The organism is Endozoicomonas sp. (genome assembly GCF_051008435.1).
Lineage (GTDB): Bacteria > Pseudomonadota > Gammaproteobacteria > Pseudomonadales > Endozoicomonadaceae > Endozoicomonas_A.
The window spans coordinates 1-11,983 of sequence record NZ_JBPCXO010000116.1 but is presented as its reverse complement, the minus strand read 5'-3'; the positions used below and the strand labels follow the sequence as shown (position 1 = coordinate 11,983).

Below are 11,983 nucleotides of genomic sequence, written 5' to 3'. Positions count from 1 at the left end.
AGGCACCTCTGCCCGACAACCTGATGCAGGCACATCATGATACCCTGCAAAACCGACTTCCTGGAGAAACGGTATCAGGTCATGGATCAACATTCCCTCCTCCTTCACAAGACCATTGTCCGGCAGGTGGCTGTGGCCAGAGTGAAAACAGTTGGGAAAGCTTCAAGTTTCGAAAGGCTTTAGCGACCATTGGCCGGGGTGAAGACCCACTGTCACGGTTTGTAGACCGGGTCGAGCAAGTTCATGATAATATCGTAGGGTTTGTGATGGATCGCCACCCAATCCTGTCAGCCATCATGATCACTTCAAAGGAAGTGCAGGGTGAGTTTGTCGCAGAACAGGTCGACCTGTTGGACAGAGCAACAGGAAGAGTCATCAGCGAAAGCTGGAATAACCTTGATCAGAACCTGAGGGATGAGCTGAGTGGGTTGCTGAAGATCGTTGCTGTAACACCTGTGGGGACAAGCGTAAAAAAGCTATGCTCTACTGCCGATTTTTTCAAAGGCACTCGATATACAGATAAAGTTAAATTACAAATGACTCAAGGTGATTTCCACGCATTCCCTGACAGTGTAGAGGCCTTCCAGGACACAGGAGTCATTACAAAACTTACTGGTGGTGATGGCGTTTTAAGAGAAAAACTTGAAATTCCAGGAAGCTATAAAGGACAAGATGGCCACTTCGAATTTATAAAAGAACCAGACGGCCTGATAAATCACCGCCTGTTTAAACCGAAAAAGGAATAATAAAAAATGGTGTGGTCTAAAGATATAAAACAGGCAATTTGTTGTGGAGTCTCGCTGGAAAGTCTGGGCATCAATAACTGGGCTCTAACAAAACAACAGGCATTAAGTGCGCTTGAATATTTCAAAATAAAGAAAGCTATTGTTCTGGGGGGAGATGTATGCTCTATAAAAGGACAAAATCCTGAGCTGAATTATGACAGTTGGCATTGTGATCGAAATAGTAATGAAACTCTTGATGACTTCTCCAAAAGAAGCATTCTTGTGGCCACAGATTACATAAAAAACTACACACTCCCTAATAGAGAAAAAGCATATTTTGTTTTAGTTGTACTGTCTAGCCCGGAAAATTTATAAAGCCGCTTTGACTAGCCCGGATATTTCGTAAATTCGCGTGCGCCCTCGCCTGCCCCTTGCGGCACTAAGGAAGTTTGGCTCAATCGACCGTACACACCAGTACGGCGCTCAATCGCCAAATTCCTTAGTGCCACAATGTTCTGCGCGAGCATCGCAGCAATTTATGAAATATCCGGGCTAGTGCAGCCAAGCGTTAATTCTCATACATACTCCGTTCATCCTGAGCTTGTCGAAGGATGCTGGCAATGCACTTCGACAGGCTCAGTGCGAACGGTATGGGGTACAGCGCTTTGCTGCACTAGGAGACCTTGGAAATACAGAAAAGTTCTATTTTTAGCTGTGTACGAAAATAAACGAACATCGCTCGTCGGCTTCTCGCTAGCTCATACCCGCCATGACAGCATTTTCTCGTCAGATCCATGCAATAAGAAAATGTGTCAGCCAAAAAAATAGCTGAGCGAGAAGTTCAACATTTCACGAAATTTCTGTGCCAAACGTTTTTCTTCGTCAAGGGCAGAACATCCCTTAATCCTCTTAATAATGAGTCGTCGAATGCATACTGGCCTGAGCCAGATCCATCAACTCACGATTAGCCACAGTAAACATGGCCATTTCGTGCACACTGGCATTTCGAATTTCGGACAGCATGCCCTGCCACCGAGCCACCAGCGCATGATGTTGCATCATCCACTCATCCAGTTTCAGGTTGAGCTCTTCTTCTTCACTCTCGGTATTGAGTAAGGCTACCGTCAACGCTCTCTGCTGCCAGGTCAACTCGTCCCGAATACTGTCACGAGCTAATGACTGCCAGTGATTGACCACTTCTATATTACCCAGCTGTATGCTGTACCAGTTGAGTTCCAGACGTTCGCCCACAGCAAAATAAGTCTGGGCGACCTTTTCAATAGGCTGTCCGGTTTGGTCGGCTGCCTGAATAATGGGCAAGGCGCTCAACAGATGTCTCAGACCACAGACGACCTTGGCCAGGTTTTCCGGCACCTGATGACTGACCATCTGAGCCATTTTACTGTCCAACTCTTCTCTCTCGGAATCGCTGAGGTATTCTGTGAAAGATTCGGTAAAGCTGCTAATCAAGGGCCCAAAGTGCTCAATACATTCTGCAGCCACCAGATCCTGTCGTTTAAGCCGGATAAACCAGCGACTGGCTCGACGGGTCAGCTTGATCAGGGATACCATCATTTGCTGCTGCATACTGCTTGAGAGCTGATAGTCCAGATTTTCGATGACATGCCAATAATCTGAAATATGGAAAACATCCCGACTCACCATAAACGCACGGGCGATTTCCGGTGCGCTGGCTCCGGTGGTCTGACGAACCCTGAGTACATAAGTGATGCCCATCATATCGATCATATGATTGGCTATCTGGGTCGCAACGATTTCTCTTCTTAATCGGTGTTGATCAATCTGCTCAGAGAATTTCTCAACCAGAGTTCCCGGGAATGATGTATGCAGCTCATTGATCATATAGGGTTCATCAATCACGTCCGAATTGATCAAGGCTTCTTTGAGGTCAGCTTTACTGTATGAAATCAGCAATGACAGCTCTGGGCGGGTTAATCCCTGGCCTGCCCCCACACGATCTGCCAGGGCTTCATTATCGGGCAAAAATTCAATGGACCGGTCGAGCTTTCCTTCCCCTTCCAGATACTCCATGAAACGCTTGTACTCATCCATCCGGTACCGGGCTTCTGATTCTGCGAGGGAAAGCGCCTGACTCTGGTGATAATTATTAGAGAGCACCAATCTTGAAACATCTTCCGTCATGCTTTCCAGCAGTTTATTTCGCTGCTTCACGGTCATGTCACCACTGGCGACAATATCATTAAGAAGAATCTTGATATTCACTTCGTGGTCAGAGCAATCAACACCACCGGAATTATCAATGAAGTCCGTATTCAGTGCTCCACCCTGCAGCGAGTACTCAACTCTTCCCAATTGACTCAGGCCCAGGTTCCCACCTTCTCCCACAACCCTCGCACGGAGTTCACAACCATTAATGCGCAGAGGATCATTCGCCTTGTCACCCACATCCGCATGACTTTCGTTGATGGCTTTCACGTAGGTGCCAATACCGCCATTCCAGATCAGATCCACCGGCGCTCTCAAGAGCGAACGGATCAGTTCATTGGGCGTCATTCGACCGGCTTTAATATCAAATCGTTCCTTCATCTCGGCTGATACCACAACGGATTTGGCATGGCGAGAAAAGATTCCGCCCCCCTTCGAGACCAGGGAAGCATCGTAATCCTGCCAACTGGAACGAGGCAAATTAAACAGTCTCTGTCGCTCAAGGTAACTGCGCTCCACATCCGGATTAGGATCAACGAAAATATGCTGATGATTAAACGCCGCCACCATTTCCAGAGTTTCTGAAGAAAGCATGCCATTACCAAAAACGTCCCCGGACATATCCCCAACCCCTATCACCGAGATCGGATCTTCCTGAACATTAACCCCCCGCTCACGGAAATGACGCTGCACTGATACCCAGGCACCCTTCGCTGTAATACCCATTTTTTTGTGGTCGTAACCCACACTGCCCCCGGAAGCAAAGGCATCACCCAGCCAGAAGCCGTATTCCTTGGCTATCTCATTGGCAACATCAGAAAAAGTGGCCGTTCCCTTATCCGCCGCCACAACCAGGTAGGTGTCATCATCGTCATAAAACACGACAGATTCAGGATGAACAACATCCGACTCAGAAAGGTTATCGGTGACATCCAGTAATGCTCGAATGAAGGTCTGATAACAGGCCACCCCTTCTTCCATAATGGCTTCACGATTCCCATTAACGGGCAGCTGTTTGGGAACAAAGCCTCCTTTGGCTCCCACAGGCACAATCAGGGCATTCTTGACCTGCTGGGCTTTGACCAAACCCAGAATTTCAGTACGGTAATCTTCCACCCGATCCGACCAGCGCAACCCGCCCCGGGCCACTTTTCCGCCACGAAGATGCACACCTTCCACCCTCGGGGAGTAAACAAAGATTTCATAGAGCGGCACAGGCTTTGGAATGTCCGGAATTTCCCTTGGCGACAGCTTGTAGGAAATATACGACTTTGCTTTACCATCAGAACCCAGCTGGTAAAAATTGGTTCTCAGGGTTGCGGTAATAACACTTTGGAAACGACGGATGATGCGGTCTTCACTCAGCACCGTCACCTGATCAAGCGCTTCAAGAATGGACTGCTGAATCTGTTGCTGCCGACCCAGTCTTTGAGTCTTGGATAAGGATAATTCAGGGTTGAATCGAGATTCGAACAGCTCCACCAGCATACGGGTGATTTTTATATTGTTACACAGGGTTTCAGCAATGTAGCTTTGACTGAAGCCCATTCGAATCTGCTTGATGTATCGAGAGTAGGACCTGAGCATCGCCACCTGGCGCCAGTTCATACCACAGGCCAGTACCAGTAAGTTAAAGCGATCATTCTCCGCTTCACCAAACCAGACTTTCTCAAAGGCTCCCTTGAACGTCTTGTCGACTTTCTGAATATCCACCGACTTTTTCGGGTCATAGCTCAGCAGAAAATCATGAATCCAGATCACCTGGCCATCATTCTTGCGTATCAGGTAGGGGTACTCAGCCAGTACCCTGAGTCCAAGATTCTCAATAATAGGAATCTGGTCTGCCAGAGGCAGGGGTTCAACAAAATGATAAAGTTTGAAGTGAATCCGGCCTGGCTCATCGTCCAACGAACGATAGAACCCCATCGACAAAGAATCTTTGTCATTGATGCGTTGAAAATGTTCAACATCAACGACGGCTGACTCCGGAGAAAAGGCTTCTTTATAACCAGCCGAAAACCCGGAAGCATACATGGCAATCAATTTATTACCCTTGACTTCCCCGTAAGATTCCAGAAGGGCTGAACGAACCTCATCAATCCAGGAACTGGCCGCCAGGGTCAACTCATCATTAATCGCTTCCAGATCGTATTCAATGCGTCCACGCAGCTTGAAGATAAAATGCACTCTGGCCAGAACGGATTCTGAAAAGTGTGTTGTGAACTCAGAGTCAACAGCGTGGAGGCGTTGGCAGAGAATCTCTTCCATTTTGATACGAAGATTAGTGCTGTATACATCTCTGGGCACAAACACCAGCGCCGAACAGAACGTGCCATAAGGATCCTGACGTATATAAATCCGGATCTTTTTGCGCTCCTGAATCCTCAGGATGGACATAACCGTGGTGAAGAGCTGATCTCTGGGCGTCTGAAACAGTTCATCACGGGGGAATACTTCCAGTATCTGCTCCAGCTCTTTACCGTGATGACTCCTGGGATCCAATTCGGAGCGCTCGATGACTTCCTGGGTTTTGTGATTGATATAAGGAATGGAGAAGGGACTCTGACGATAGACCGGAGAGGTATACAATCCGACAATGCGAGCCTCACCCACCACCGAACCATCTTCTGCAAACTGCCTGATGGTAATGAAATCAGGGTACGCAGGACGATGAACACTGGATCGAACCGCAGCCTTGGAGAAGGAGAGCCAGTCTTTCTGCTCAAAAAAGTCCTTCTCTATAAAGGGCTCCAGTTCTAGCTGGCCAATCTCCCCTTTGTGAGTGGTTCTCAAAAGACCCAGTAGCGAATCAGAAGGACGGATGATCTGCCTCCGCCCTTCACTCTCCACGACTTTTAACTCCTCATAACCGAGGAAAGTGAAATTGTTATTCAACAGCCAGTTCAGGAATTCCTTCACCTGCTCCGCCTGCCCTCCAATCATGGAGCTGGCCAGATGTTCCACCCGACTGTACATGGAGCGATAATCTTCAACCACCCTGACAACATCAGCCATCACCGCAGCGACCTGCTCGGTAATGACATCAAGTTCCTCTTCATTATCCTGACGATCAATCTCGACGTAGATGATGGCTTCCCGATGAACCGATGCCTCAGCGTCAATATCAAACACCAGATTAAACTGGCCGTCCCGGCGGCTATGAATAACAGTATTGCGCAGGTTATGGACAGTCAGGCCCCGCTCATTCAGTTTCATTCGCAGGGAATCCACCAGAAAAGGCATATCCCGATGAACCAGGCGCAGTATGGTATGCGTTGAGTGCCAGCCGTGGTGAGGGTAATCCGGATTCAATACCTCTATTCCCGGACGGTCGGGGTCATGAAACTGGATGAACTTCCAGAACGAGAGGGTTGAGCCCAAAAGATCCCGGCGTTTGCATTTATTTAACTCCCGGCGGGTATCCATGGAATAGTACTGGTACACAAACTCGCGAAGGGCTTCTTTCTGTTGCTCGGGTATCTGGTTACCTAACTCCTCAACAATCTTGTCCAAATACTCCTTCCGTTCCAAAGTCTCGTGATGACCCATGCTGGCATCTCCGGATAAGAAAATGTATTGCCAGGGGCCGTTGACGTCTTTTTGAGTCTGAAAATGACTACGTCAACGGCTTCTGAATGCTCCCTGATCCTGATCAAAAAAACAAGCGGGCGAAGGATCCGTGCAATAAACAGGTTTTCAGCCTGAAAGGAAACTTTTCAGGCGCAAACTCGTCAAAAGAAAAATGCACTCTACCTGTTACCAACTTATCGACCTTTGCTCTGTTATAAAAGAGCCTTGAGCCTCTGTCCACAAATCGAAAAGAAGCTGTCAGATAACTGAAAGCTTCCCTTGAACTACTAGACCTTGGCGGCCACTGAACCTATATTACAAGGTCTCTACTTGAACTATAGGTAAAGGCCGGAAGCTTTGCCCAACTGGACTTTTACAGTGAGCAAAGACAAAGAACCGGTCGAGAAAACTCAAACCAACAGGTAGAACAGGACGCCCCATAACAGCCAACCATCATCGAGCCTTAAAAGGAAACTTATTCAAGGTGCGGATTGACGCTGTTGGGATACAATAACGAACTTACATAACCACAGGCAGCTGTCAGGCAAATCGATCTTTTAGCCTTGAGACAGATGCCAGGAGCCATCCGGGATTCAAGATTCTATGTCTAACAATTCAGTACTGAATGAACTCAGACAATACCTCTGTAGCTGTATTATCGGACAGGAGCACCTGGTTGACCGTTTGTTGATTACCCTGCTGGCCGATGGACACCTGCTGGTTGAAGGCGCACCGGGGTTGGCGAAAACCCGTGCCGTCAAAGCACTTGCAGACGGACTGGAAGCCGGTTTTCACCGTATTCAGTTCACACCCGACCTGTTGCCTGCTGACGTGACCGGTACCGATATTTATACCCCGGAAGACGGCAGTTTCCGTTTCCAGCCCGGACCCATTTTCCAAAATCTGGTTCTGGCCGACGAAATCAACCGATCTCCTGCCAAAGTCCAGTCTTCGCTGCTGGAAGCTATGGCGGAACGCCAGGTCAGTGTCGGTCGAAAAACCTACCCTCTGCCCAAAGTGTTTATGGTGATGGCGACCCAGAACCCTATTGAGCAGGAAGGTACCTATCCATTACCGGAAGCTCAATTGGACCGATTCCTGATGCATGTCCGGGTCCATTACCCTGATGTAGAAGCCGAACGCAAGATACTCAGGCTGGCCCGTGGCGAAGCGATGAAACAATCCCCGGTAAAACCTGTCACGCCCCTGACTCAGGCCAATGTTCTGGCAACAAGACAGGAAGCCCTGGCGGTTCACATGGAGCCTGTGGTTGAGGAATATATTGTTCAACTGATCAATGCGACTCGTCACCCTGCTCTCTACAGTGATCGACTGGGCGAATATCTCGACTACGGTGCCAGTCCACGTGGCACCATTGCACTGGACCGCTGCTCCCGTGCCAGAGCCTGGCTGAACGGCAGGGATTTTGTCAGCCCTGACGATGTTCAGGCGGTTGCCCATGATGTTCTTCGGCACCGGCTGCTGCTGACCTTTGAAGCCGAGGCAGAAGGCAAAGATGCTGATCACATCATTGATCAGTTGCTGAATCGTGTTCCCGTTGCCTGAGCCAGGAGCAGATAATGAGTGGAGCCTATTCGGAACTGAAAGAGCTGGTCAGCCTCCGTTTCCAAGCCAGGGAACTGGCCATCTTTCGACAAAATCATTCCCGCAGTCTACTGGCAGGCAGCGGTCACTCTCCTTTCAAGGGCAGAGGCATCAACTTTGAGGAAGTTCGGGCTTATCAGCCCGGTGATGACATTCGTTCCATAGACTGGCGTGTTACAGCACGCAGAATGAAACCCCATACCAAACTGTTTCGCGAAGAACGTGAACGCCCGGTTCTGGTGTTAGTTGACCAGAGCCACTCCATGTTTTTTGGCAGCCAGCTGAACTTCAAATCGGTCACTGCAGCAGAAGCCGGAGCCCTGCTGGCCTGGGCGACTCTACAGCACAGCGACCGTATTGGAGGTCTGATCTTTGATGAACAGGGACTGAGTGAAATTCGCCCCAAACGCTCAAAAAAGACCCTGATGCATTTACTGAATAAGCTTGAACAGCATAATAAAAGTCTCAAGGCTGAAAGCATTCCTCACCAGCAACAAGACAACTATCTGAGCAAAGCATTGCGACACGCTCGCAGAGTTGCCCACCCGGGAACTCATATTTTTGTAATCAGTGACTTTCAGCAGTTGGATGAAGAGAGCTTTCGTCACCTGTCCCGGCTATCAAGACACTGTGAACTGAGGGCCATCCAGGTGTCGGACCCTCTGGAATCTGAACTACCCCGGCCCGGACGCTACGACATCACCAATGGCATGCACCGAAAAACCATCGATACCCGCTCCAGAGATCTGCGCCAGAAATATCGATCTCAACAGCATCTGTTTCAAACATCACTGAAAGACCAGATGGCCAGCCTCAGAGTTCCTCTGCTGGAACTGCGGGCAGATCAGGATACAGGCACTCAACTTCAGTCCTGGTTTGGCTCCCGGGGAACCCCCAGGAGGCAGGTATGACACAGAACCCTCTGGACCAGCTCCTGCCCAACCATCTTCCTGATCCGGTCAGCTTCTGGCCACCGGCTCCCGGCTGGTGGATAAGTGCCATTGTCATCATTGCGGCAATAACCCTGATCACTTTGCTGGTGGTTCGTACCCTTCGCCGAAATCGCTATCGTCGTCAGGCCCGCAATCAAGCCCATGTTATTTTTAATGCCTTCAAACAACATCAGGACGCTCTTCAGTTTGCCAATGACTGTAACCGTTTGCTCAAACAAACCGCACTGCATGCTTATTCAGACGAGCAGGTAGCGCCTCTTTATGGCAACCCCTGGCTGGACTTTCTCTCTCGAAAGAGTGGCATCAGAGAATTCAGCGGGAAACCCGGACAAGCTCTGGGTGAAGCCCGCTTTCAACAAATGCCCATAGCGAATCAAAAACAAGAGGTCGATGTGGATCAGCTCCATAAACTGACTGTCAGCTGGATCAGGAAACACCATGCTTGAGTTGCAATGGCCCTGGATGTTATTGGCCGCCCCCCTGCCATGGCTGGTCTACCGTTTTGCCAATCCGGCCACCCGAGCCTCTGGCGCAGCGTTAAGAGTCCCTTTCTATAGAGGGCTGGCGGATATTGTCGGAGAACACTCCAAACACCAGCAGACACTCAAACGCTGGCAAACCCTGACGCCCTGGCTGATCTGGGTTTTACTGGTGCTCGCCACCTCAAAACCGGTCTGGCTCGGTGAACCGGTTCAGATAGAAGGCTCAGGAAGAGACCTGATGATGGCTGTCGACCTGTCAGGCAGTATGGAAATCGGGGATATGGAACTGAAGGGCAAATCGGTTGACCGCCTGGTTGTCACCAAACATGTGCTGACTGACTTTATTGAGAGGCGTAAAGGCGACCGACTCGGACTGATCCTGTTTGGTACTCAAGCCTACCTGCAAGCACCGTTAACTTTTGACCTGAAGACCATCGGCACCCTGATGGACGAATCCGAAATTGGTATGGCAGGCAATAAGACCGCCATCGGTGACGCCCTGGGACTGGCAGTCAAGCATCTTCGCAAGCGGCCCCAAGACAGCAGGGTACTGATACTGCTGACCGATGGCGCCAATACCGCCGGAGAGATTACACCGATTCAAGCCGCCAAACTGGCAGCCCAGGAAAATATTCGCATTTATTCCATCGGACTGGGGGCTGATGAAATGATTCAGCCCGGCTTCTTTGGTTCATCCATTGGTGCCCGCCGGATCAACCCGTCGGCAGATCTGGATGAAAAAACATTGAAGGACATTGCCGAGCTCACCGGTGGTCAGTATTTTCGGGCAAAAAATACCGAAGAACTTGAAAAGATATACGACGAACTCGATAAGCTGGAGCCCGTCAAACAGGAAGAAGAAAGTTTCAGGCCCAGCATAGCGCTTTTTTACTGGCCGCTGGCACTGGCCCTGATCCTCAGTTTGTTGATAGCCACGATGAGAGCCTTCCCTGAAGCAGCCCTTGTTCAACCAGGGAGGAACCGCCAGTGAGTGAATTCATCAGTCAATTCCATTTTCTGCGGCCACTCTGGTTAACGGCATTCATTCCCTGTCTGATTCTGTTAGCTGCACTCTGGCGGCAACAGCAACAAACCGGAGACTGGAAACGGGTTATCGCGCCTGAACTGCTGCAACATCTGTTACAGGGTCGCAGTGAAAAGCAAAGCCGACTGCCCATCTACCTGCTTCTGACAGGCTGGACTCTCGCGGTACTGGCTCTGGCCGGACCCGCCTGGCAAAAGGTCCCTACGCCCGTCAACAAAAGTCTGCAACCCCTGGTCGTCGTTGTGGACATGTCCTACAAAATGTATGCCGAAGACGTTAAGCCCAACCGGCTTTCAAGGGTTCGCTACAAACTGCTGGACCTGTTCAAACTGCGCAAGGACGGACTGTCTGCATTGGTCGCTTACGCGGGTTCTGCCCACACTGTTTCCCCCTTAACAGACGACAATCGAACCCTGGCCAATCTGGTACCGGCACTGAGTCCACAGATCATGCCCGAGCAGGGTGATAACCCTCTGAGAGGGATTGAACAAGCCCTTCAACTTCTGGAACAGGGGGCAGGAGAAGCAGGCGACATCCTTTTGATCACGGATCAGATACCGGACAAACAACTCAGTGACATCCGCTCACTGTTGCAGAAAAATGGCAGCAGTCTTTCCATTCTGGGTATTGGCAGTGAGAAAGGCGCTCCCATCAGTCTGCCCGGTGGCGGCTTCCTGAAAGACAGTCAGGGCACCATTATTGTTCCTCAGAAGGAACGTCAGCAGCTGCGCCAGCTGGCTCAATCCACAGGTGGCGTCTATTCCGACATGGCACTGGATGACAGCGACCTCAAGGTCGTTCTGCCTAAAGCCGGTCTCAATGACACTTCCGTCAAGGTTGAGCGGCAGTTTGACCAGTGGCAGGACGCGGGTTTCTGGCTGGTGTTACTGCTGTTGCCACTGGCACTGGCAGGCTTCAGAAAAGGTTGGCTGGCTGTCTTTCTGGTGGCAGCCATTCTTCCTTCCCCTCCGGCAGAAGCATTAGAGTGGGACAGCCTCTGGAAGAACACTAACCAGCAGGCAATGGAAGCCCTTAATAACAAGGAATCGGAACAGGCTGCAGAGAAGTTCACACGACCGGACTGGAAAGGCGAAGCCCTTTACCAGGCAGAGCAATACGAACAGGCTGCCAGTGAATTTGCAAAGTCAAAAACCGCTGATGGCTTTTATAACCAGGGTAATGCCCTAGCCAAAGCCGGCAAGCTGGACGAAGCCCAGAAAGCGTACGACAAAGCATTGGAGCTGGCACCGGATATGGAAGATGCCAAAGCCAATAAGAAGCTGGTTGATGCACTGAAAAAGCAGCAACAACAACAGCAACAACAGCAACAACAGCATCGTCGTCGTCGTCGTGGTCAACACTCACCTTCACCACCACTCCCCATTCCGCCATTTATTGCTCAGAAGATTTTTAAAA

Annotated in this window: 7 protein-coding genes and 1 pseudogene; 7 read left to right on the top strand and 1 reads right to left on the bottom strand. The window is 50.0% G+C overall.

Annotated features, from left to right (window positions below):
* Together ACR2PX_RS05360 and imm40 are read left to right on the top strand one after the other, a co-directional pair.
* Window positions 1-746, top strand: a pseudogene (locus tag ACR2PX_RS05360) (hypothetical protein); the annotation flags it as partial.
* Window positions 747-752: 6 nt separating this feature from the next.
* On the top strand, window positions 753-1,100 hold the full coding sequence (gene imm40, locus ACR2PX_RS05355) for an Imm40 family immunity protein (RefSeq protein WP_433998335.1): 348 nt from the start codon (window positions 753-755) through the stop codon (window positions 1,098-1,100).
* A 534-nt stretch (window positions 1,101-1,634) separates the two neighbouring features.
* On the opposite strand, the gene ACR2PX_RS05350 is transcribed toward imm40, so the two are convergent.
* On the bottom strand, window positions 1,635-6,461 hold the full coding sequence (locus ACR2PX_RS05350; RefSeq protein WP_433998334.1) for an NAD-glutamate dehydrogenase: 4,827 nt from the start codon (window positions 6,459-6,461) through the stop codon (window positions 1,635-1,637).
* A gap of 624 nt (window positions 6,462-7,085) precedes the next feature.
* Here ACR2PX_RS05350 and ACR2PX_RS05345 point away from each other — a divergent pair.
* From ACR2PX_RS05345 to ACR2PX_RS05325, 5 genes are all read left to right on the top strand, one after another.
* Window positions 7,086-8,048: an AAA family ATPase gene (locus ACR2PX_RS05345; RefSeq protein ID WP_433998333.1), complete on the top strand. Its 963-nt coding sequence runs from the start codon at window positions 7,086-7,088 to the stop codon at window positions 8,046-8,048.
* A 14-nt stretch (window positions 8,049-8,062) separates the two neighbouring features.
* Window positions 8,063-8,998, top strand: coding sequence for a DUF58 domain-containing protein (locus ACR2PX_RS05340; protein WP_433998332.1), 936 nt, complete (start codon window positions 8,063-8,065; stop codon window positions 8,996-8,998).
* On the top strand, window positions 8,995-9,486 hold the full coding sequence (locus ACR2PX_RS05335) for a DUF4381 domain-containing protein (protein WP_433998331.1): 492 nt from the start codon (window positions 8,995-8,997) through the stop codon (window positions 9,484-9,486). Before ACR2PX_RS05340 ends, ACR2PX_RS05335 begins: the two co-directional genes overlap by 4 nt.
* Window positions 9,479-10,513, top strand: a complete 1,035-nt coding sequence (locus ACR2PX_RS05330; protein WP_433998330.1) for a vWA domain-containing protein — start codon at window positions 9,479-9,481, stop codon at window positions 10,511-10,513. The genes ACR2PX_RS05335 and ACR2PX_RS05330 overlap by 8 nt, the downstream gene beginning before the upstream one ends.
* Window positions 10,510-11,983: vWA domain-containing protein (locus tag ACR2PX_RS05325; RefSeq protein ID WP_433998329.1), on the top strand; the 1,474-nt coding region annotated here is incomplete at its 3' end. The genes ACR2PX_RS05330 and ACR2PX_RS05325, both read left to right, overlap by 4 nt.

Excerpts from the sequence above, each read along its gene's own strand:
- imm40 (WP_433998335.1), top strand. The coding sequence starts at position 753 with ATGGTGTGGTCTAAAGATATAAAACAGGCAATTTGTTGTGGAGTCTCG.
- ACR2PX_RS05345 (WP_433998333.1), top strand. The coding sequence starts at position 7,086 with ATGTCTAACAATTCAGTACTGAATGAACTCAGACAATACCTCTGTAGC.
- ACR2PX_RS05330 (WP_433998330.1), top strand. The coding sequence starts at position 9,479 with ATGCTTGAGTTGCAATGGCCCTGGATGTTATTGGCCGCCCCCCTGCCA.
- ACR2PX_RS05350 (WP_433998334.1), bottom strand. The coding sequence starts at position 6,461 with ATGGGTCATCACGAGACTTTGGAACGGAAGGAGTATTTGGACAAGATT.
- ACR2PX_RS05340 (WP_433998332.1), top strand. The coding sequence starts at position 8,063 with ATGAGTGGAGCCTATTCGGAACTGAAAGAGCTGGTCAGCCTCCGTTTC.
- ACR2PX_RS05335 (WP_433998331.1), top strand. The coding sequence starts at position 8,995 with ATGACACAGAACCCTCTGGACCAGCTCCTGCCCAACCATCTTCCTGAT.